The sequence below is a fragment of the Flavobacterium anhuiense genome (assembly GCF_001705175.1).
GTDB classification, from domain to species: domain Bacteria; phylum Bacteroidota; class Bacteroidia; order Flavobacteriales; family Flavobacteriaceae; genus Flavobacterium; species Flavobacterium anhuiense.
On the sequence record NZ_CP016907.1, the window covers coordinates 2,875,115 to 2,897,389 of the forward strand.

Sequence of the window (22,275 nt, forward strand, 5' to 3'; positions counted from 1 at the left end):
ACCAAAAAAAAAGTCTCTATGATGAGACTTTTTCCTTTGGTTTATTTTTTAATATTCATCCTCATTCCAAAGATAATCTTCGTCTGTTGGATAATCAGGCCAAATTTCTTCCATTGATTCATATATCTCACCTTCATCTTCGATTGACTGAAGGTTTTCTACTACCTCTAATGGAGCACCAGCTCTAATGGCGTAGTCAATAAGTTCATCTTTGTTAGCAGGCCATGGCGCATCACTTAAATAAGATGCTAATTCTAATGTCCAATACATCTGTTATCTGTTTAGTTTGTGCAAAAATAAATTTTTTACTGAAAAAGACAAGTAAATTTTGATTTATTTTAATAAAATTTAAGAACGTCAATTGCTAAATTCCAATTTTTAAATTCCAAACCCCAAAAAAGGCAGTTATAGCGCCTAGTTTCGGAATTTTACTATGTAATTTAAATTCCTGGATTTTTACTTTTTCCTTGGAATTTGGGATTTCAAAAATTTGGAATTTCCAGAAAATTTATTTTCTGGGTATCCATTTCACTTCCTCCGCTTTTAAGTCTGAGGACAACTTTCGTGCCAAGACAAAAAGGTAGTCAGAAAGTCGGTTTAGGTACTGTATTGCTATTTCCGGAACGTGTTCATTATGACTTAAATGCACTGCTAAACGTTCTGCACGACGGCAAATACAGCGTGCTATATGACAATGTGACACGGTAGGGTGCCCGCCAGGCAAAACAAAATGAGTCATTGGAGGAAGACTCTCGTCCATTTTATCTATTTCGTTTTCGAGTAATTCAATATCTGATTCAATTATTCCGAGATTTTCCAGGCGAAGTTTTCCGTTTTTTAAAACTTCTTTCTCTTGTGGAGTTGCCAAAATGGCACCAACCGTAAAAAGGCGATCTTGGATTTCGATTAAAATGGTTTTGTAATGCGAATCCATTTCCTGATCGCGAATTAATCCAATATAAGAATTCAGCTCATCAACAGTTCCATAACTGTCAATTCTGATGTGATCTTTTGGTACGCGAGTTCCTCCAAAAAGAGCCGTTGTGCCTTTATCGCCTGTTTTGGTATATACTTTCATTTTTTTAAGATGCTAAGGTTCTGAGGTGCTGAGATGCTAAGTTTTTCTGTTGCGATTAGGCAATTAACCAATTAAACGGTTAAACAGATTTTTTCGTGTCGCTTTCAATTAAACCATCTCGTAAACGGATAATTCTGTGAGCATACGCAGCAATATCTTCTTCGTGAGTTACTAGGATTACAGTATTTCCTTGTGCATGAATATCTCCAAAAAGCTTCATAATTTCAACAGAAGTTTTACTGTCTAAGTTTCCGGTTGGTTCATCGGCCAGAATTATAGAAGGCTTATTGACCAAAGCGCGGGCAACAGCAACACGCTGGCGCTGTCCTCCAGAAAGCTGATTGGGCTGGTGATCCATTCTGTCGGCAAGATTAACCTGTTTTAAAACTTCAGTTGCGCGGGCCATTCTTTCAGATTTTCCGTAACCGGCATAAATCATTGGCAAGGCAACATTATCTAAGGCAGTTGTTCTTGGTAAAAGATTGAAGGTCTGAAAAACGAAACCAATTTCTTTGTTTCTAATTTCGGCCAATTCATCATCTTTCATTTTGCTGACATCTTTTCCATTTAAAATATAACGACCCGAAGTTGGCGTATCTAAACAGCCCAATAAATTCATTAATGTAGATTTTCCTGATCCAGAAGGTCCCATTAAAGCAACATATTCGCCTTTTTGTATTTCTAGATCTATTCCCTTTAAAACATAAACTATCTCATTTCCTAAAGTAAAATTTCGTTTGATGTCGGTTATTTTAATTAATGGTTCAGCCATTTTAGTTTACAATTTTGGATTTAAAAGTACAAAACACTTTTGAATAAGTAGTTGATAATTGGTTTTTGTTACAAATCGTTTTGGCGTACAAGAAAACTGGGATAATTATTAAATAGATTTTTTTAAACAAAAAAGGTTATATAATTCAGATTTAATTTTGCGTAATTCTCATTATTTGTGATGATTTATAGTTTTAAAATGTTTTTTATTTTAAAAATGTGATAATAATGTAATTTATTAGAATTGGTATTAAGTAAATTTGAATATATCAATTAATTAATAACTAAGATTATGAAAAACATAAAAATAACTACAGGAATTGCAGTATTAGTATTAGCATTAACATCATGTAAAGATGAAAAACAAGAAAGAGCTCAGAAAACAGTAGAAAGTTATGTAGTGTATGTTGACTCTGTTAAAAATGTTGCTGCCGCTGATTTGAAAGACAATTGGAAAAGCGTAGAAGCTGAATACGATAGAAGAACTCAAGAAGCTCAAGCCGCTTTAGCAGATATTAAAGACAATGCTGCTGCGACTGAAAAAGTAAATGCAAGTAAAATTAAATACGAAGAATTTAAAAAAGAATTGACCGCCCAATTTGCCCCTCCAGCTCCTAGTCCGAAACAGCAGTTAAGAGATGCTTTGTTTGGCGCAGGAAAAATTGGTGACGATATGAATTTTAGTTGGGTTAATGCCCAAAATATTCATAGTGTTTATCAGCAGTTTGTTCATACTGTAGAAAATAATAAAGATAAATATTCTAGAGAAGACTGGGATGAAATCAAATTAATGTATGAAGCGCTTGATAGCCGTAAAAATACAGTTGAGAAAGAAGGTTTGTCAGCCGAGGATAACAGAAAAATTGCTGGTTTGAAAATTAAGTTTGCACCAATGTATACTGTAAACAGAATGGGAGCTAAATCTGAAGAAAACAAAGAAGCAAAAAAATAGATTTGTAAATTTTGAATTAGAAAATGAAAAAGACGATCAGAAATGATCGTCTTTTTTTATGTTCGTATTATAAAATGCTCTTTCGGCTGTTCCCTTCGAAAGAACACAAAACCCCATTGAAAAGTGTCAATTGTGACTTTTACCTGAGGATGATTTTTAATCATTTCCCAAGCTTCTTCCATGTCTTCTGACCAATGGATATCATCGAAAATCCAAACAGAATCATTGTTGATTGTTGGCGATAAAAGTTCAAAATATTCTAAAGTTGCTTTTTTTGAATGATTTCCGTCGAAATATATCAGATTGTAATTTGTTGCTTGAATGTTCTCAGAAATCAAAAAAGATTCAAACTCAGAAATTACATTTTCAACATTATGGCAATCAAATTCAGTTAATTGATTCTGAGCAACATTTGCGGTGTTTGGACAGCCTTCAATCGTAATCACTTTCGCTTTTGGATTTCCTAAAGCCAAAGCCGCAGTTGCTAAACCTAAAGATGTTCCTATTTCTAGGATTTTTTCTGGTTTAAAGTAATTGGTAACTCGAAACAATAATTCGGCACGTTTTGGTGAAATTCCAGCTGTTTGCGCAATTTTAGAAATCTGTCTTCTATTGGATTTGAAAACTCTCGAACCCGCTCCAAAATCGGTCACTTCAATAAAGTTTTTATTCTCTAAAAGTGTTTTTCTATACTTTTTAAGAGTGGCATATTCTGGCTTAGATTTCTTGTCATAAAAACATTTTGTCAGCAGACTAAAAACAAATGGAGAATGAACCGCGTGTTCGTTTTTAGAATACCAAAGAAATTTTAAATAAGATTGTATTTGAAACAGCATTTAGAGATCTAAAATGAAATATTAATTTACTTTAATCAATTTCACATCAAAAATAAGAACTGATCCGGCTGGTATTCCAGGACGTGGATAACTCCCATATGCTAAATGAGAAGGGATAAGCAGAACTCCGCTTCCGCCTTCTTTAAAATACGGAATTCCTTCTGTCCAGCCTTTAATTACTTCAAAAAGTGGAAATGTAATGCCGCTCGAATTACTTTGGTCAAAAATATTTCCATTGGTGAAATAGCCTTTGTATGCCACAGTTACTTTTGAAGAAGCAGTTGGCTGCAAGCCCGTGCCAGGTTCGTTAATGATATAATATAAACCAGACTCACTTTTGGTTGCAGTTAAATTATTTTTGGTTAAATAATCTTTGATTTCTTTGTCGTTTTCTTGAGTATAATCTTTTGGAGGAGTTGCAGGTGTATCTTTCTCAGAGTTTGCACAAGAAATGAATAATGTTAAAGTAAATAGGGCGGCTAATAATTTTTTCATTTTATGATATTCTTTTTAAAAATTAAAATATAGGTAAATAGTTTTTAGTTTGGTAAAACATGAAACATGAAACATGAAACATGAAACAAAAATTAATTATCCTTCCAGTTTAGCAGAAAGTTCAAACCAGCGTTCTTCTTTCGCATCTATTTTATTGATTATATTTTGAAGTTCATTGGCTTTTTTCTCGATATCAGCATCAGCAACTTTTCCGTCAGAGAATAACTGTTCTATTTTGGCTTTTTCGATTTCTAAGTCTTTAATCTCTCGTTCGATTTTCTGATATTCTTTTTGTTCGTTAAAAGTCAGATTTCCAGATGTATTGTTTTGTTTCCAGTCTTTTTTCTCTGTTTTTGTCTCTTCTTTTGCAACAGATACATCGGCGCTGTCTTCATAAGCACGGAAATCAGAATAATTTCCTGGGAAATTTTCGATAATTCCATTTCCTCTAAAAACAAATAAATGATCTACAATTTTGTCCATAAAGTAACGGTCGTGAGAAACCACTAATAAACATCCAGGATAATCTAAAAGGAAGCTTTCCAAAACATTAAGCGTTACAATATCCAAATCGTTTGTTGGCTCATCTAGAATCAAAAAGTTTGGATTCTGAATCAAAACGGTACACAAATACAAACGTTTTAATTCGCCACCGCTCAATTTTTCGACATAATCGTATTGTTTTTTCGCATCAAAAAGAAAACGCTCTAAAAGCTGGGAAGCCGAAATAATCTTTCCTTTTGCCAGCGGAATATATTCTCCGTATTCTTTAATAACGTCGATAACGCGCTGACCTGGTTTTGGATTAATTCCAGATTGCGTATAATAACCCACTTTTATCGTGTCACCTTTTACAACGCGCCCGCTGTCTGGCGGAATTGTTCCTGTGAGCAGATTTAAGAAAGTAGATTTCCCAGTTCCGTTTTTACCGATAATTCCGATTCTTTCGCCACGCTGAAAATCAAAACTAAAATTGTCCAGAATAACTCTGTCTTTGAATTTTTTAGAAAGTTTATGAAGCTCGATAATTTTGCTTCCCATTCTTTCCATATTAATTTCAAGCTCAACTTTGTTTTCTTTTCGTCGACTTTGTGCTTTTTCTTTAATAATGTAAAAGTCATCCTGACGCGATTTAGATTTGGTAGTTCTCGCTTTCGGCTGGCGGCGCATCCATTCTAATTCTTTTACAAAAAGGTTTTTCGCTTTGTCAATACTGGCATTTTCAGAAGTGATTCTCTCTTCTTTTTTCTGAAGATAGTAAGAGTAATTTCCTCTGTATTGATATAACTTTCCGTTGTCTAATTCGATAATTTCATTACAAACACGTTCCAAAAAGAAACGGTCGTGCGTTACCATAAATAGCGTAATATTTTCTTTGGCAAAATAACTTTCAAGCCATTCGATCATTTCAAGATCTAAGTGGTTGGTTGGCTCATCTAGAATCAATAAATCTGGGCGATTGATTAGAATTATAGCCAATGAAAGACGTTTTTTTTGTCCTCCAGAAAGATTTTTTACTTTAAGTTTAAAATCTTCCAGTTTTAATTTAAATAAAATCTGTTTGTATTGTGTTTCAAAATCCCATGCATTGTGCTGATCCATCGCGTCAAAAGCTTTTTGGTAAGCTTCTTCGTCTGAAGGATTTTCTAAAGCTTTTTCATAAGCCTCGATAACTTTCAAAGTTTCATTGTCTGAGGCGAAAATACTTTCTTCAATCGTAAGTTCATCCTGAAGATTATTGTCTTGCGAAAGAAAGGCCATTCTGATTCCTTTTCTTAAAACAACTTGTCCTGTATCTGGTTCTTCAACTCCGTTAATGATGTTCATCATAGTGGTTTTTCCAGAACCATTTTTTGCAATAAAAGCGATTTTTTGGTCTTTGTTGATTCCAAAAGAAATGTTGTCAAAAAGGACTCTTTCTCCAAATGACTTTGAAATATTTTCTACAGATAAGTAATTCACTTTTGTAATTATAAGTTATAAATTATGAGTTATGAATGTTTCTAAATCACAACTTTCTGCAAAAGTAAACTATTATCTTGCATTTGCGAATTATTTATGGAGATACGAACCCAATGCAGAACTTAAATCTAAATAATGAATTTGCTGCGGATTGTTTAACACAGGTTTGCGAACCAAAGATTCATTCGTAATAAAATAATGCAATCCGTCTTTTGTTGCAATTCCTTCTACTTGATGAAAAGGAAGTTTTAAATCGATGCGTCTTTTGTTTCCAGACAAAAAATCCTGATTTTTAAAATCGTAAAGCAGATACAAAAATGGTTTTCCAACTTTGGTATAGCCGCACAAAGTAATGAGTTTTTTATCTTCCAAATAAGTACCGCCAGTAACCAAACCTTTGGTATCGAGTGTTGCCTTAAATCTTGCAATTTGTGTTCCTTCTTGTTTCGACAAAACATAAATATTGGTTTTGGACGATTTCCATTGTTTGGCAAATAGGTAAATACTGTCTTTAGAAACAATAAAAGCTTCGCAGTCAAAATCGGTTTTGTTAGGTTTTGAAGGAGAAAAATCAGTTTGATCAGAATAGGCAAACGAAATAGTTTCAATATTAGGATTGCCTTCCATAAAAGATTTTTTTTCGATTTTAAGAATTTTCAAATCCGATCGATTTCCGGCATAATTATTTCCAAAATCTCCTATATAGATGTGTGCACTGTCTTGCGAGATTTCTTCCCAATCGTGATTTACTGCCTGTTCCAAAACGATTTTCTTTTTAATTTTTCCTAAAGAATCTAATCCGTAAATTGTTTTGTCGTGATCATCATTATGTGTCCAAAGCAGATTTTCGAAGGCAATTAACCCAGAAGTTTCTTTTAACGAATCGCTTAACTGAAAAGAATACTCAGGCTTTGTTTTCAGATTTTTATAGCTGCAGCTTCCGTTGTTTAGTCCAGATGCAGCATTGTAATTTTCTGCCTGTGGATCTGTACAGCCAGGAATTTGAGAATAAACTGAAGCGGTGATGGTCAGGAAGAAAAATAGAATTTTTAGCATGAGTGCAATGTTAAGTCTGCATAAGATAAAAGTAAAGTTTTAAATAATAGAATGAAATAAGTATTCAAAAAATATAATTTAAGTGTTATTTTGCATTCACTTTAAGTGCAAAAGTCTTTTTTATTCTTTTGGATAAAACGAAGCCCCGCAATGAAAATTTTACAAAAATTATCACATTACCGAATTTCACGTTATTATAAACTTTTGTTTGTAGTAGTTGATATTGTATTATTAAATCTTGCGACTATTCTTTCTGCATTGGCTAGATTTGGCAATTTAGACAAACTTTTATCTAAAGACGAAAGAACCATTTCGCTTTTGGCTGTTTTAATATGGGTTGCTTTACTGCTCCAAAAAGATTCCAATCGAAGCGTGAGGGTAGAACCAATCGAATCGATCTTATGGAGAACAATCAAAAAGATTTCTATTCACGCGGCTTTAGTGTCGATATTTGTCGTTTACTTAAAATACGTTGATATTTCAAGACTTCGATTGGTTTATTTTTATCTGATATTTTTTGGACTGCTCATGATTTCGCGATATTGTTCAATGAAGCTTTTAAAGTACGTTCGAGCACAAGGATATAATTTTAAAACTTTTATAATTGTTGGAGCAAATGAATCTGGAGAAAAAATTCGTAAAGTGCTTGCAAAGGATTTAACTTTCGGATATCGTTTTTTGGGTTTTTTTGATGAAACAAATAATAATCAGGTAGTTGATTCCGATTTGATTGTTGGGAGATTCGATGACGTTGAAAAGTTTGTTATCGATAAAAAAATTGACGAAATGTATGTGGCGCTGCATATTGACAATATCGAAATCATTAATGAATTGACCAGAATTTGCGAGCAAAATATGATTCGTATCAAATTCATTCCCGATTTTCAGCTTTATACAAAAGCAAGCAAAGTAGAAGTTGCTTTTTATGAAAATACGCCAGTTTTAATGTTTCGTCCTGAGCCTTTAGAATTTGCTTCAAACAGACTTTTAAAAAAAGCTTTTGATGTTTGTTTTTCGAGTCTAGTCATTTTACTCGTATTTCCGTGGCTGTTCCCGATTATTATGCTCATTATAAAACTGGAGTCGCCTGGCCCTGTCTTTTTTAAGCAGGAAAGATCAGGAAGAGACAACAGGTCGTTTATGTGCATAAAATTTAGAAGTATGTATGTAAATGGTATGGCTCATAAAAAACAAGCTGAAAAAGGAGACAGCCGAATTACCAAATTTGGTGCTTTTATCCGAAAAACGAGTATAGACGAACTGCCACAATTTTTTAATGTCTTTCTTGGCGATATGTCTGTCGTAGGTCCAAGACCACATATGGTTAATCTCGCTAAAGAGTACAGTGATCTTATTAATAATTATTTGGTGCGTCAATATGCCAAACCTGGAATTACGGGCTGGGCGCAGGTAAATGGCTTTAGAGGAGAAACAAAAGTCTTAAGCGATATGGAGAACAGAGTGGAATATGATATTTGGTATATCGAAAACTGGAGTTTTCTGCTTGACATTAAAATTATTGTAAAGACTATTATCAATATTTTTAAAGGAGAAGAAAACGCCTATTAGGTTTTTAGAACTTAAAAAATTGATTATTCTTAATAACTTCTTTTAAAGGCTCAATATTTTTAATTTTTATTTTATCGTCAAAAGCTGCAATATGCTTTTTATGATGAACATCGGTTCCGCAAAAATTATACATTCCTTTTGCTAAAAGATCGTCGGCAGTTTTAGCAATCTGCGATCCATAATATTCTACTGTAGAAAGAAGATTCAGCTGAAAAACACAGCCCGCATTTTTCAATTTTTCATATTCCGAAAACCTGTTGTGGTAAAAAACATATCGTTCAGGATGTGCCAAAACGGGAATGTAACCTGCAACTTGTATCTCAAAAATGGTTTTGTAAATATTTAGCGGAGCATTTAAATATGACATTTCCACCAAAACATAATTGTCTTTTAAAGTCAGAAGTTTTTCTTCTTTAAAATGATTTTCAAACCAGCTGTCAATAAAATATTCGGCTGCAGCCTGAACGGGCATTTTAATTTTGTTTTCTTCTAATGTTTTTTGGGTTTCTTTGAGTTTAGACTGAATAATTTCAGGAGAATTATTCCAAACATAATGATTGATATGCGGCGTTGTTACCATTTGAGAAACTCCAAGTTTTTGTAAAGCCGAAACCAATTCAATTGATTTTGTCATGTTTTTTGCTCCGTCATCAATTCCAGGCAAGATATGAGAATGGATATCTACAAAACTGCCGTCAAACAGTTCTTTTAATGCGGGTTTCGATTTGAGGAATGAAAGCATGAAACAAAAATGTATAAATCAGTTTTATAACGCGCAAAATTAGTCGAGAATTTGTAACAAGACATTTTAGAATTATGTTATATTTGATTTTTAGTAAAAAAGTAAAAAATTATGAAAATAAAAGAGAATTTGTTTAATAAGCGTATTATTTCCATTGATGCTTTGCGTGGAATTACCATTTTTGTAATGATTTTTGTAAACGAATTGGCGAGTATTCAAAATGTGCCTCAATGGATGAAGCACATGCCCGCAGACGCTGATGCAATGACTTTTGTTGATTTAGTTTTTCCTGCTTTTTTATTTATCGTCGGAATGTCTATTCCGTTTGCTTTTAATGCCCGACTCATAAAAGGAGACAGTCCAAAAACAATCTGGACACACACTTTAAAAAGAGCCATTGCACTTATTATAATTGGTGTTTTTATGGTCAATGCGGAATATGGATATGATGCCGCTAAAATGATAATTACGCCTGCATTTTGGGGACTTTTGGCTTATTCAATGCCAATTCCGATTTGGAATAAATATCCAAAAGATTTTCCTCTTTGGCTAAAAAACGTATTGCAATACGGAGGAATTTTGGTTCTCATAGCACTCTACTTTATATATGTGCAAGATACTGGAGATCGCGGAATGACGCCAAAATGGTGGGGAATTCTCGGTTTGATAGGTTGGGCGTACCTTTTTACCGTCATTTTTTATTGGCTGGTTTCAGGAAATCTGTGGGCAATGATTGCGTTTTTAGTTTTTGCTGTTGTAATGAATTCTCTCAATTTAATCGAAAACTCTTTTGTTCAAAACACTTCTTGGTTGGGTTTTATAGCGGGACATCTAACGCATGTTTCGCTGACTTCGGCAGGAATTATAATTTCTTTATTGTTTTTTGATCGAAAAATCAGTTCCAAAATCAACTGGCCGGTAATTGGCTTTATTGTTTTGTTTACGGTAACAGCAGTTCTGCTTCGCCCATATTTCGGAATTTCAAAAATAAAAGGAACGCCATCTTGGACAATGTTCTCTGCAGCAATTTGCACCGCTTTGTTCTATTTTCTGTATTGGCTGATGGAAGTTAAAAAACAAACCAAATGGAGCGAATTCTTTATGCCTGCAGCGGCAAACCCATTGTTGATTTATATTTTACCAGGCGTTATTTATTATTTCTGTAAAGCTTTCAACCTTCATATTATACCAGGATATTTTAGAGAAGGAATTCCAGGAATTTTATGGTCTTTGGTGTTTTCAATAATTATGCTTTTTGTAATGAAAATTTTAAACAAATACAAAATTCAGCTGCATCTTTAAGGTTTCAAGTTTCAAGTTTCAAGTTTCAAGTTTCAAGTTTCAAGTTTCAAGTTTCAAGTTTCAAGTTTCAAGTTTCAAGTTTCAAGTTTCAAGTTTCAAGTTGATGAACTTAACCGCAAAGAGCGCAAAGCTATACGCAAGGTTCGCAAAGTTTTTTACAAAAAGCTTTGCGAACCTTGCGTTTATAATGAGTGGGATATTTAGCAAAACCTTGCGTGCTTTGCGGTTAAGTTCATCAACTTAAAACTTGAAACCTGAAATCTGAAACAAAAAGAACTAAAATATAACCGATTTAATCTTTAAAACCGAACCAGAAACAGGATTATAATTGACAAAATTGAATTTGCATATATTATGGATATTCAAAAGTTTTCCGTTAGGAAGTTCGTCTTGTCTAAAATCTGACCAAGGAATTTTTATGGTAGAAAAATGTTTTGGTGAAGCGGGAATACTTACTCTTGGGTGTGAACCTCCATGTACACAACCCGTTCCTTCGTCATTTCCCTCTCTTGCCTGTAGTTTTATTATCTGCGTTGATTGATAGGTAATTTCTGCCGCTTTAGAATCATCTGAAAGATGGTTTGGAACTCCGTCATTGGTTTCAGAAGGTGTAATCATGACATTCAATTCTATTTCTCCTTTCGGATTGTCTTTTGCTGTAACAGCAACAATTCCTCTTTCTAGTCTAATTTTGTTTATTTCCTCTTCGCTTTCTATTGCAGGCCCAGCAATAAACCATTTATTCGATTTTACAAGGTTTGGTCCATTCTTCTGATATTTTGCAGAAAAACCAAAAAGCAGCATTAATGGTAAAAAAATAAAAATTCGTAGCGTTTGCAAGTTTTTCAAAATTATAAGTTTATCATTTCAAATATAACTTTTTTGCTTCATTCAAAAATCTTTTTAATTCAGATAAAATTTTGATTTTATTCTTAATAAAATTTTAAATTTGTAAGAATGGTTTTTTAAGATATTGTGTGTGAATAGTTTACGAGTTAAATATGTCTTGGTTTTACTATTAATAGGATCGTTTTGTCACGCTCAAAATGATAGTACTGACGTAGGAACTCGAGATATTCTTGATGTTATTCATAAAATTTTTGATAAGCAGGATACGATTCGGCCAGATAGAAAGCGAAAACTAACTTTTTCTTTGTTGCCTGTCCCTGTCGGCGCTAATTCCAGCAATGGCCTGGTAGTTTCTTTTCTGACGACTTTTTATTTGGGAGATGCAGAAAAAACTAAAATGTCTCAGATCACTTTTTCGCCTTATTTCAGTTTCAACAATCAATTTGTATTTCCAATCCAATCCTATATTTACACAAGTGATAATAAATGGAATCTAATTGGAGATTATCGGTATATGATTTATCCGCAGGATACTTACGGATTGGGCGCGGACAATTCTGATAAAGAAATGTCAACTCTCGATTACAAACAGTGGCGTTTTTATCAATTTATAACAAGGCAGATTGTCGGAAATTATCGTTTGGGAGTGGGTTTTCTTTTTGACAATTATAAAAATATTTCTGAAGAATCTTATATCGATGGAGAAACCGATTATTATAAATATATGAATGGCGATTATTCTGATGAGACTTCGTTCGGATTTGCGATTCAAGGTTTGTACGACTCAAGAGAAAATATTATTAATCCAGAACAGGGTTTATATGTCGAAGCCGATTTACGGCTTAATACCAGTGGAGTAGAAGGCGACAAGTGGCAGTCTATCTATTTTGATGCCCGAAAATACCATTCTTTTAGTAAAACCAAACATCGGGTTTGGGCTTCTAGAGCATTTTTTTGGTCCACTTTTGGAGGAAAACCCCATTATCTGGATTTGCCCAGCATTGGTTGGGACCGTGAAGGAAAAACGGGCCGCGGATTTACCAAAAACAGATATCGAAGCAATGCTTTAATGTATTTTGAAACGGAATACAGAACCGATATAAGCCGAAACGGATTTTTTGGCGCTGTTTTTTTTACGAATATTTCGTCAGTTTCTAAACTTGATACGTATGAATTTAAAAAATGGAATCCCGCGGTTGGAACTGGAATTCGCATTAAATGGAATAAACGCAACGGCAGTAATTTGGCTTTGGATTACGGAATCAGTAAAAACGATTGGTCGCTGCGCTTAGGATTATCAGAAAATTTCTAACTTCGGCCAAAATCTACAGATTCAATTATTCATGCAATTATCGGTTGTTATTTTAAATTACAATGTACGTTACTTTCTCGAACTATGCCTTTTAAGCGTGCAGGAAGCAATTGCAACAATCGATGCAGAAATTATCGTGGTAGATAATAATTCATCAGACGGAAGTGTTTTGATGATGAAACAAAAATTCCCAGACGTAAAGCTTATTGAAAACAAAGAAAATTTTGGGTTTCCAAAAGGGAATAATATAGGTGTTCGTCAAGCGAAAGGAAAGTACGTTTGTATTTTAAATCCCGACACCATTGTTGCAGAAGATACTTTTACAAAGATTCTGGCTTTCGCCGAAAGGCAAAATAATCTCGGAATTATCGGCTGTAAACTGATTGATGGAACTGGAGCATTTCTGCCAGAAAGCAAAAGAGGAATTCCAACGCCTTGGGTTGCCTTCACAAAAATCTTAGGATTGTATAAAGTCTTTCCCCAAAACAGATTTTTTAATCAATATTACGCGCAACATCTCAATGAAAATGAAACAGGAAAAGTCGATATTCTCGTTGGCGCTTTTATGTTCTTAGAAAGAAAATTGTATGGAGACTTGCATGGTTTTGATGAAGATTGTTTTATGTATGCCGATGATATTGACTTGTCGTATCGCGCTTTGCAAATGCAAAAAACAAATTATTATTTCAATGAAACCACCGTTTTGCATTTTAAAGGAGAAAGCACCGTAAAAGACGAAAAATACATGAAGCGCTTTCAGGAAGCCATGAATTTCTTTTATCAGAAGCATTTTAAGAAGTCTTGGCTTTTTAGTGTTTTTATTCAAGTTGGTGCTTTTTTGTTTTCAATTGCTAAAATGTTTCAAGGAAAACCAAAAGAAAACCCATTGCCAGAAAGTTATTTTTTATACTCCGAAAATGAGAATTTCGCTAAAAAACTAGCTTCGATTTTGGAAAATAAAGTTGCTTTTTTAGATTTCAAAGGAGAAAAAATGGTAAATTCGTGCCTAATTTTAAAGGGTAAAAAGGCAGAGATCATTTTGGATAATCACTATATTTCATTCAAAAAATGTATCGAAATCATAGAAACTCTTAAAGATAAGCAGGTTACTTTTAAAATTTTTCCCAAAAAGACGGGTTTTATTATTGGAAGTAATTCAAGGAATGACAGAGGGCAAATCGTGAAAATTGAGTAAAAAATTATATTAAATGTAATTTATGTTTAAAATTTTCATTAATTTCGCAATCTGAAAATCAAAAACATCTTTTAGATTAACAATATGGCAAGATTTGAATTAAAGCTTCCTAAAATGGGAGAAAGTGTCGCTGAAGCAACCATTACAAACTGGTTGAAAGAAGTTGGAGACAAAATTGAGGCTGATGAAGCCGTACTCGAAATTGCAACAGATAAAGTTGACAGCGAAGTGCCTAGCGAAGTATCAGGAATTTTAGTTGAGCAATTGTTTGGTAAAGATGATTTAGTGCAAGTAGGACAGACTATTGCTATTATTGAAACTGAGGGCGGAGAAACAGCGAATCCAGAAGCTGTAAACGCAGTTCAAGAGATTGCTGCTCCTGCAGAAGCTGTGGAAATCGAAAAAACAATCGAATCGGTTAAAGAAACAGTAACTTCTCATGATTTTTCAGGATCAGATAAATTCTTTTCTCCTTTGGTAAAAAATATTGCGAAAGAAGAAGGTCTTTCTTTAAGTGAACTTGAAAATATTGCTGGTTCTGGAAAAGACGGACGAGTAACGAAAGAAGATATTCTAAAATATGTAGAGGCTCGTAAATCGGGTTCTGTTCAAGCGCCTCAAACAGTTGAAGCAGCTCCAAAAGTAGTTGCTGAAATTCCAAAAACTGAAGCTCCGAAAGCGGTTGAACCTGTTGTTCAAAAAAGCCAGCAAGCAGTTCCGGTTTCTGTAAATGGTGCAGACGAAATTGTTGAAATGGACAGAATGCGTAAGTTGATTTCAGGTTACATGGTGGCTTCGGTTCAGACTTCGGCTCACGTACAATCTTTTATTGAAGTTGACGTAACAAACATCGTGAAATGGAGAGATAAAGTAAAAGCAGCTTTCGAAAAAAGAGAAGGCGAGAAATTGACTTTTACTCCAATTATGATGGAAGCTGTTGCGAAAGCTTTAAAAGATTTCCCTGGAATGAATATTTCGGTTGACGGAGATTATATCATTAAAAAGAAAAATATCAATTTAGGAATGGCGGCAGCATTGCCAAACGGAAATTTAATTGTTCCTGTAATTAAAAATGCAGATCAGTTGAATTTGGTTGGAATGGCAAAAGCGGTTAACGATTTAGGAAACCGTGCAAAAGCTGGAAAACTAAAACCAGACGATACGCAAGGCGGAACTTATACCGTAACAAATGTGGGTACTTTTGGAAGTGTTTTCGGAACGCCAATTATCAATCAGCCACAAGTAGGTATTCTAGCGCTTGGAGCAATTCGTAAAGTTCCTGCGGTCATCGAAACTCCAGAAGGAGATTTTATCGGAATCCGTCAGAAAATGTTCTTGTCACACTCTTACGATCATAGAGTTGTTGATGGAGCTTTGGGAGGAAGTTTTGTGAAAAGAGTAGCAGAATACTTGGAAGCTTTTGATGTCGATAGAGATTTCTAAAATCATTTAAAAGATAGAATCAAATCCGATAGGTTTAAAAACTTGTCGGATTTTTTCTTTTGTAAGAAAAAAATTAAATCGAGATGCCTAGCCTCGCTGCAGGCTTATTTTGAAAAAGTTAAAATCGCGAATTGAAAGCTTTTTTAGGCAAAAAAACTCCAGAATAAAGGAAGATATTCCGCTTTAAAAATTACATTTGTAAACTTATAAAAATTAGAAATGGAATTAAAACTAAACAAACCAATTTGCTTTTTTGATCTCGAAACAACGGGAATTGATATCGGTAAAGATAGAATCGTAGAAATTTCAATATTCAAAGTTTTTCCTAACGGAAACAAAGAAAGTAAAACCTGGCTGGTTAATCCAACAATTCCAATTCCTCCACAAACCACTGCAGTTCACGGCATCACTGATGAGAAAGTAGCTAACGAACCAACTTTTGCGGAACTTGCTCCGCACATTCATAATATGATTAAAGATAGTGATTTGGGCGGATTCAACTCAGATCGTTTCGATATTCCGCTTTTAGCTGAAGAATTGCTTAGAGCAGGAGTCGATTTTGACATGAAAAACAAAGTTTCTGTAGATGTTCAGACTATTTTTCACAAAATGGAAGAGCGTACATTAAGTGCTGCATTTAAGTTTTATTGCGGAAAAAGTTTGGATAATGCTCACTCTGCAGAGGCTGATACAATGGCAACTTATGAAATTTTAAAAGCACAGTTAGATCGTTATCCAGAATTGGAAAATGATATCAAATCGCTATCTGAATTTACAACGCGCAAGAAAATTGCCGATTTTGCAGGAATGATTGCTTTTGATAAAGATGACGAAGAAATTTTTACTTTTGGAAAACATAAAGGAGCAAAGGTGGAGAAAGTTTTAGAAGCAGAGCCAGGATATTTCAGCTGGATTCAAAATGCTGATTTTCCGCTGTACACCAAAAAAGTTTTGACAGCAATTAAATTAAGAAAATTAAATACAAAATAAGTTATCAGTCGCAGTCTCAGTTTTCAGTTTTGACTAAGGCTATTTCTGTATTTAGGTAACTGCGACTGAAAACTGTGACTGAAAACTAAAAAGATGAAAATAGTTTGTGTCGGCAGGAATTATGCCAATCATATTGAAGAGTTAAAAAACGAACGTCCGAGCGAGCCTGTTGTTTTTATGAAACCAGATTCTGCAGTTTTGTTGAAACAGCATCCATTTGTTATTCCCGAATTTTCTGAAGATGTTCATCATGAAGTGGAAATAATCGTGAAGATTAATAAAGTCGGAAAATATATTGAGCCAAAATTTGCTCATAAATATTATGATGAAATAAGTGTCGGGATCGATTTTACGGCTCGAGATTTACAAAGTAAATTAAAAGAAAAAGGACTTCCGTGGGAAAAAGCCAAGGCATTTGACGGCTCAGCAGTTATTGGAGATTTTTTGCCAAAAACTGACTTTGTTTCTATGGAAAATCTTAATTTTGAATTAAGAAGCAATTCAGAAACAGTTCAAAAAGGAAACTCGAGTATGATGCTTTGGAAGATTGATGAATTAATCTCTCATGTATCTCAGTTTTTTACTTTAAAAATTGGAGATATTATTTTTACGGGAACTCCTGCAGGTGTTGCGGCTGTAAAACCAAATGATGTTTTAGAAGGCTTTTTAGAAGATAAAAAATTATTCAGAATACAAGTAAAATAATGGCTTTAAAGTATAACCTTTCGAAAGTATATGCGCTTTCAGATAACGATCCTGAATTTGTAAATCAAATTTTAACTTTATTTGTTACAGAAGTTCCGGAAGATTTAAAACAAATAAAAGAGGGAATTAAAAAGAAGGATCATAAATATGCCTATTCGTATGCGCACAAAATAAAGCCAACATTAGATTTAATGGGATTAAATGTCGCTTTTGAAGAAATCTTGCAGGTAGAGGCATGGACAAAAGCCGAAGGCAAGAAAAAAGATATTATCGAAACTTTTAAAAGTATTAAAGTACAGGTAAAAGAAGCGATTAAAGAAATTAAAAAAGATTTTGATCTTTAATATAAAATTTGACTTATTCCTGATTTCTTTAAATTAAGGAATAAGTCAAAATCATTTTTTAAATTTTGTAAGCGGCTTATAATTTGTAAAAGCTGTTAATACTTTCCTCCAAGACAAAATTTAAATTTTCTACTTATAAATTATAGTCTTGCTTAATGTAAGAATCAAAAATATTTCACTGATATGAAAGCAGCAATTATTACTATTGGAGATGAAATCTTAATTGGCCAAATCGTAGATACAAATTCGGCTTTTATTGCTAAATCACTCGATAGAATTGGAGTTGAGGTGGCAGAAATGCTGTCGATAAGCGATGATAAAAAACATATTTTAGACACTTTTGCTCAATTGCAGAACAAAGTAGATGTTGTTATTGTGACAGGCGGATTGGGGCCAACGAAAGACGACGTTACCAAGAAAACATTCTGTGAGTATTTTAATGATGAGTTGGTTGTAGATCAAAAAGTTTTGGCTCACGTTACAGAATTGATAGAAGGTTTCTACAAAAGGCCAATTTCTCAATTGAATAAAGATCAGGCTCTAGTTCCGTCAACTTGTACAGTATTGCATAATAAAGTGGGGACGGCGCCAGGAATGTGGATGAAAAAAGAAAATACGGTTTTTATTTCGCTTCCAGGGGTTCCTTACGAAATGAAATATTTGGTTGAAGAGGAAATAATTCCAAAAATCGTTCGTGAATACAAGCGTCCTTATATTATTCACAAAACCATTTTAACGTATGGTCAAGGCGAAAGTTTAGTGGCAGAACGTATTGAGCAATGGGAAAATAATCTTCCAGAATTTATAAAATTGGCTTATCTGCCAAATCCAGGACGAGTTCGTCTCCGTTTGACGGCCCGCGGAACCAATAAGGAAGAACTAGAAGAAGCTATAGAACGTAATGTGCAATCATTGGATGCTATAATTCATGATATAATTGTAGGTTATGAAGAAAATGAAACAATTGAAACTGTAATTGGCAAATTGCTTTCTAAGCAAAATAAAACCATCTCAACGGCAGAAAGTTGCACTGGAGGAAGAATTGCTTCTCTGCTATCATCTGTTCCGGGTTCCTCAAGCTATTTTAAAGGAAGCGTTGTGTCTTATGCGACAGAAGCTAAAGTAAATGTTTTAGGAATTTCGCAAGATTTAATAAACCAATTTTCAGTGGTTAGTGCTGAGGTTGCATCTGCTATGGCTTTGAATGTTAAAGCATTGATGAAAACCGACTATGCGCTGGCAACGACGGGCAATGCAGGGCCTTCAAAAGGTGATTCTGATGCCGAAATTGGCACTGTTTTTATCGCTTTAGCAACGCCATACGGAGTAATTGTAGAGGAATTTAACTTTGGACAACCTCGTGAAAAAGTGATAGATAGGGCATCTGTTAAGAGTTTAGAAATACTGCAGAAAGAAATTTTAAAAATTGTGCAATAATTTTTTGCTACAATGGTTTATTTTTCTTTTCTTTGCACCCTGATTTTGAATAACGATAAAAGATAAGTATAATGTCAAGAGTTTGTGACCTTACAGGTAAAAGAGCGATGGTAGGAAATAACGTTTCTCACGCTATGAACAAAACTAAGAGAAAGTTTTCTGTAAACTTAGTTAAAAAGCGTTTTTATCTTCCAGAAGAAGATAGATGGATTACTCTTAGAGTAGCAGCATCTACGATAAAAACAATTAATAAAAATGGAATCACTGCAGTTTTGAAAAAAGCGCAGTCAGAAGGATTTATCAAATAATCTTTTCCTAAATAAATATATAGCAAGATGGCAAAGAAAGGTAATAGAATCCAAGTAATTTTAGAATGTACTGAGCACAAAACTTCTGGTGTTCCAGGAACTTCTAGATATATTACAACTAAGAACAAAAAAAATACTCCAGATAGATTAGAGATTAAAAAATTTAATCCAATCTTGAAAAGAGTAACTGTTCACAAAGAAATTAAGTAATAATTAGAGATTTTGATAAAATCTCAAATGGTTTTTCATTTGAAGATTTATTGAATTCCAAAACATTTGAATCATGGCAAAGAAAACCGTAGCATCGTTACAAACATCTTCTAAGAGATTATCAAAAGCCATCAAAATGGTAAAATCTCCTAAAACTGGTGCATATACATTCGTAGAATCTATTATGGCTCCTGAAGAAGTTGATGAATTCTTGAAAAAGAAATAATTACAATTACATTATATAGAAAAGCTACTTTCATTCGGAAGTAGCTTTTTTATTACCTATATTTGTCTAAAAATTTAAAGAATCGTAACAATTGGCCTTTTTTTGAGAAACAATTGCGCTTTCTTTAAAGATTTGGATTTCTTGTCTAGAAATCGAGAAATCTAATAATCTAATAAACTACAAAAAATGAGTTTTTTTAAAAAATTATTCTCTAGCGAAAAAAAAGAAACTTTAGACAAAGGTCTTGAAAAAACAAAAACTACTTTTTTCTCAAAGTTAAGCAAAGCCGTTGCAGGAAAATCTAAAGTTGACGATGATGTTTTAGATGATCTTGAAGAAGTTCTTGTAGGTTCTGATGTTGGAGTAAACACGACATTGAAAATCATTCAAAGAATTGAAAAACGTGTTGCAGAAGATAAATATCTAGGAACAGACGAATTAAATCAGATTCTTCGTGATGAAATTGGCGCTTTGTTATCTGAGACTAATACAGGTGAAGCAACAGAATTTGAAGTTCCGAAAGATAAAAAGCCCTACGTTTTAATGGTTGTGGGAGTAAATGGAGTCGGAAAAACAACTACGATTGGTAAATTGGCTTACCAATTTAAAAAAGCGGGCCATAAAGTGGTTTTAGGTGCGGCAGATACTTTCCGTGCAGCTGCTATTGATCAGTTGCAGGTTTGGGCTGATCGTGTAAATGTGCCTATTGTAAGACAGCAAATGGGGAGCGATCCTGCTTCTGTAGCTTTTGATACTTTGCAATCTGCAGTTGCTCAAAATGCTGATGTTGTAATTATTGATACAGCTGGTCGTCTTCATAATAAAATCAACTTAATGAACGAATTGACAAAAGTAAAACGTGTAATGCAGAAAGTTGTTGCTGACGCTCCTCACGATGTACTTTTAGTTTTAGATGGTTCTACAGGTCAAAACGCTTTTGAACAAGCGAAACAATTTACAGCTGCTACTGAGGTTACTTCATTAGCTGTTACTAAATTGGACGGAACTGCAAAAGGTGGAGTTGTGATTGGAATTTCAGATCAATTTCAAATTCCTGTTAAATATATTGGTGTTGGCGAAGGAATTGAAGATTTACAAGTCTTCAATAAATATGAATTCGTTGACAGTTTTTTTAAATAATTTATAATGAAAAATATATCGGCTTTAACGTTCTATTTTGCTAGTGTAATATCTTTTGTTCTGGCAAACGTTTTAAAGGATAAAAATCTTTCAGTGTATTATATTCTACTGGTTTTAGGAATTGTTTTATTCTTTTTGGGAGTGCTTAAAAGAATAAAAACTAACCGATAAGTTTTTTATCTAAAAATATATAGCTTTTAAATAAAAGTGTTCTAATGACTTTTATTTAAAAGCTATTTTTTTATTGATATAGTGCATTAATTTTCTCCCACAACGTTTTGTCAAAATCAGAAAGCGCGAGATTTACATTATCGGCGGCATCTCCCATTCTGATTACAACCATTTTCTTGCTTGGAATTACATAAATCTTTTGGTCATTTTTGCCTAAAGCCATAAACATATCGCTTGGTCCAGTTGGGATTACACTCCCTTGAAAAGTTAACTGCGATTGCGGTAAATGATAACTTGATTTTCCGTTTAGCCACCATAAATACCCATAACCTAAATTTATGTTTTGAGAAGTTGTGGTTGCTTCATTAAAGAAAGCTTCATTCAGAATTACATTGTTTTCCCATTTTCCTTTATTCAGCATTAATAATCCAAAACGTGCCATGCTTCTTGTTGTACTTGTATAAACGCTATTTACGCCAAGTTGAACCCAAGTGCCGTTCATGCCGATTTTGTCTCTTAATTTGGTGTTGAAATAATTCTCCCAAGTTTGTCCACTTGCTTTTGCTACAACGTCCTGAAGTTTTACATATACATTATGATATGCCCATCTGGTTCCAGCATCGGCTTTATAAATTAAATCTTCTGGATTGACTTCGTCTGAGGTATCGTCAAGACCAGAAGTCATGGTTAAAAGATGTTTACAAGTTATCAAGTTTTCTTTTGCCAGAGTTTCGCTTGTCCAGCCAGTTCCAATATAATCCGACACTTTATTGTTGATGTTTACCAGCCCTTCTTGCTGAGCAATTCCTGTAACGGTTGAGGTTAATGTCTTTCCTGCACTTGCCCAATACCAATTTGATGTGGCTGTATGGTTATTGAAATAGTTTTCTAAAACAATTCGGCCATTTACTAAAATCATAAATGATTTAGAATTTTTAAGTTCTAAGTAATCCAAAAGAGGTTGGACGGCATTTTGATTCCATTTTAATTCGGCAATAGATTTTGTTTCCCAAGTAGTTCCTGTTAAGGGAGGAAAATACATTTTTTCTTCAGGAGTTGGAACGGGATCTGGTTCGGTTGAATCTTTACTGCATGCAGTTAACGACAAGAATGCCAGGATGGTGCAAATTATTCTGTTCATGTTTTTTGCTTTTGGTTTGGGGTTTGACCAAAAATATGCAA

At 33.8% G+C, this 22,275-nt stretch carries 24 protein-coding genes; 14 read left to right on the plus strand and 10 right to left on the minus strand.

The window, feature by feature from the left end; all coding sequences use genetic code 11:
* Nucleotides 1-48 precede the first annotated feature (48 nt).
* From BB050_RS12650 to BB050_RS12660, 3 genes are all read right to left on the minus strand, one after another.
* Nucleotides 49-270 carry a DUF2795 domain-containing protein gene (locus BB050_RS12650; RefSeq protein WP_007138072.1) on the minus strand — a complete coding sequence of 74 codons (222 nt, stop codon included), beginning with the start codon at nt 268-270 and terminating at the stop codon, nt 49-51.
* Between the two features lie 238 nt (nt 271-508).
* Nucleotides 509-1,078 (minus strand): cob(I)yrinic acid a,c-diamide adenosyltransferase, encoded by a 570-nt coding sequence (locus tag BB050_RS12655; protein WP_066033782.1) that lies wholly within the window; start codon nt 1,076-1,078, stop codon nt 509-511.
* A 79-nt stretch (nt 1,079-1,157) separates the two neighbouring features.
* Nucleotides 1,158-1,850, minus strand: coding sequence for an ABC transporter ATP-binding protein (locus tag BB050_RS12660; RefSeq protein WP_066033783.1), 693 nt, complete (start codon nt 1,848-1,850; stop codon nt 1,158-1,160).
* Nucleotides 1,851-2,141: 291 nt separating this feature from the next.
* Here BB050_RS12660 and BB050_RS12665 point away from each other — a divergent pair, with 291 nt between their 5' ends.
* Nucleotides 2,142-2,801, plus strand: coding sequence for a DUF6565 domain-containing protein (locus BB050_RS12665; protein WP_066033784.1), 660 nt, complete (start codon nt 2,142-2,144; stop codon nt 2,799-2,801).
* A 56-nt stretch (nt 2,802-2,857) separates the two neighbouring features.
* Here the strand turns inward: BB050_RS12665 and BB050_RS12670 are convergent, their stop codons facing one another.
* The 4 genes from BB050_RS12670 to BB050_RS12685 form a co-directional block, all read right to left on the minus strand.
* On the minus strand, nt 2,858-3,637 hold the full coding sequence (locus tag BB050_RS12670; RefSeq protein WP_066033785.1) for a class I SAM-dependent methyltransferase: 780 nt from the start codon (nt 3,635-3,637) through the stop codon (nt 2,858-2,860).
* Between the two features lie 21 nt (nt 3,638-3,658).
* Entirely contained in the window at nt 3,659-4,132 is a 474-nt protein-coding gene (locus BB050_RS12675) for an FKBP-type peptidyl-prolyl cis-trans isomerase (RefSeq protein WP_066033786.1), read from the minus strand.
* Nucleotides 4,133-4,228: 96 nt separating this feature from the next.
* Nucleotides 4,229-6,094, minus strand: a complete 1,866-nt coding sequence (locus tag BB050_RS12680; protein ID WP_008468066.1) for an ABC-F family ATP-binding cassette domain-containing protein — start codon at nt 6,092-6,094, stop codon at nt 4,229-4,231.
* Nucleotides 6,095-6,184: 90 nt separating this feature from the next.
* On the minus strand, nt 6,185-7,150 hold the full coding sequence (locus BB050_RS12685; protein WP_066033787.1) for a hypothetical protein: 966 nt from the start codon (nt 7,148-7,150) through the stop codon (nt 6,185-6,187).
* 150 nt (nt 7,151-7,300) lie between these two features.
* On the opposite strand from BB050_RS12685, the gene BB050_RS12690 reads away from it, so the two are divergent.
* Entirely contained in the window at nt 7,301-8,719 is a 1,419-nt protein-coding gene (locus BB050_RS12690) for an undecaprenyl-phosphate glucose phosphotransferase (protein ID WP_066033788.1), read from the plus strand.
* Nucleotides 8,720-8,723: 4 nt separating this feature from the next.
* Here the strand turns inward: BB050_RS12690 and BB050_RS12695 are convergent, their stop codons facing one another.
* Nucleotides 8,724-9,461 carry a tyrosine-protein phosphatase gene (locus tag BB050_RS12695; protein WP_066033789.1) on the minus strand — a complete coding sequence of 246 codons (738 nt, stop codon included), beginning with the start codon at nt 9,459-9,461 and terminating at the stop codon, nt 8,724-8,726.
* Nucleotides 9,462-9,572: 111 nt separating this feature from the next.
* Between BB050_RS12695 and BB050_RS12700 the strand changes: the two genes are divergently transcribed.
* On the plus strand, nt 9,573-10,763 hold the full coding sequence (locus tag BB050_RS12700) for a DUF5009 domain-containing protein (RefSeq protein WP_066033790.1): 1,191 nt from the start codon (nt 9,573-9,575) through the stop codon (nt 10,761-10,763).
* A 276-nt stretch (nt 10,764-11,039) separates the two neighbouring features.
* Here the strand turns inward: BB050_RS12700 and BB050_RS12705 are convergent, their stop codons facing one another.
* On the minus strand, nt 11,040-11,612 hold the full coding sequence (locus BB050_RS12705; protein ID WP_236940333.1) for a hypothetical protein: 573 nt from the start codon (nt 11,610-11,612) through the stop codon (nt 11,040-11,042).
* A gap of 130 nt (nt 11,613-11,742) precedes the next feature.
* Between BB050_RS12705 and BB050_RS12710 the strand changes: the two genes are divergently transcribed.
* The 11 genes from BB050_RS12710 to ftsY all read left to right on the plus strand — a co-directional run bounded on the left by BB050_RS12710 (nt 11,743) and on the right by ftsY (nt 20,922).
* Nucleotides 11,743-12,924, plus strand: coding sequence for a BamA/TamA family outer membrane protein (locus tag BB050_RS12710; protein ID WP_236940334.1), 1,182 nt, complete (start codon nt 11,743-11,745; stop codon nt 12,922-12,924).
* A gap of 31 nt (nt 12,925-12,955) precedes the next feature.
* Nucleotides 12,956-14,119 (plus strand): glycosyltransferase family 2 protein, encoded by a 1,164-nt coding sequence (locus BB050_RS12715; protein WP_066033792.1) that lies wholly within the window; start codon nt 12,956-12,958, stop codon nt 14,117-14,119.
* 84 nt (nt 14,120-14,203) lie between these two features.
* On the plus strand, nt 14,204-15,562 hold the full coding sequence (locus BB050_RS12720; RefSeq protein WP_066033793.1) for a dihydrolipoamide acetyltransferase family protein: 1,359 nt from the start codon (nt 14,204-14,206) through the stop codon (nt 15,560-15,562).
* 219 nt (nt 15,563-15,781) lie between these two features.
* Nucleotides 15,782-16,552 (plus strand): 3'-5' exonuclease, encoded by a 771-nt coding sequence (locus tag BB050_RS12725; RefSeq protein WP_008468076.1) that lies wholly within the window; start codon nt 15,782-15,784, stop codon nt 16,550-16,552.
* Nucleotides 16,553-16,645: 93 nt separating this feature from the next.
* On the plus strand, nt 16,646-17,257 hold the full coding sequence (locus BB050_RS12730) for a fumarylacetoacetate hydrolase family protein (protein WP_008468077.1): 612 nt from the start codon (nt 16,646-16,648) through the stop codon (nt 17,255-17,257).
* Nucleotides 17,257-17,601 carry an Hpt domain-containing protein gene (locus BB050_RS12735; RefSeq protein WP_008468078.1) on the plus strand — a complete coding sequence of 115 codons (345 nt, stop codon included), beginning with the start codon at nt 17,257-17,259 and terminating at the stop codon, nt 17,599-17,601. Before BB050_RS12730 ends, BB050_RS12735 begins: the two co-directional genes overlap by 1 nt.
* Nucleotides 17,602-17,784: 183 nt before the next feature.
* Entirely contained in the window at nt 17,785-19,038 is a 1,254-nt protein-coding gene (locus BB050_RS12740; protein WP_066033794.1) for a CinA family nicotinamide mononucleotide deamidase-related protein, read from the plus strand.
* Nucleotides 19,039-19,109: 71 nt separating this feature from the next.
* Nucleotides 19,110-19,346, plus strand: a complete 237-nt coding sequence (gene rpmB, locus BB050_RS12745) for a 50S ribosomal protein L28 (protein WP_008468080.1) — start codon at nt 19,110-19,112, stop codon at nt 19,344-19,346.
* Between the two features lie 27 nt (nt 19,347-19,373).
* On the plus strand, nt 19,374-19,556 hold the full coding sequence (rpmG, locus tag BB050_RS12750) for a 50S ribosomal protein L33 (protein ID WP_008253902.1): 183 nt from the start codon (nt 19,374-19,376) through the stop codon (nt 19,554-19,556).
* A gap of 73 nt (nt 19,557-19,629) precedes the next feature.
* On the plus strand, nt 19,630-19,782 hold the full coding sequence (locus tag BB050_RS12755) for a DUF4295 domain-containing protein (protein ID WP_008468081.1): 153 nt from the start codon (nt 19,630-19,632) through the stop codon (nt 19,780-19,782).
* A gap of 186 nt (nt 19,783-19,968) precedes the next feature.
* Nucleotides 19,969-20,922, plus strand: a complete 954-nt coding sequence (ftsY, locus tag BB050_RS12760) for a signal recognition particle-docking protein FtsY (RefSeq protein ID WP_008468083.1) — start codon at nt 19,969-19,971, stop codon at nt 20,920-20,922.
* Nucleotides 20,923-21,163: 241 nt separating this feature from the next.
* Here the strand turns inward: ftsY and BB050_RS12765 are convergent, their stop codons facing one another.
* Nucleotides 21,164-22,234 carry a serine hydrolase domain-containing protein gene (locus BB050_RS12765; protein ID WP_066033795.1) on the minus strand — a complete coding sequence of 357 codons (1,071 nt, stop codon included), beginning with the start codon at nt 22,232-22,234 and terminating at the stop codon, nt 21,164-21,166.
* Between the last annotated feature and the right edge of the window lie 41 nt (nt 22,235-22,275).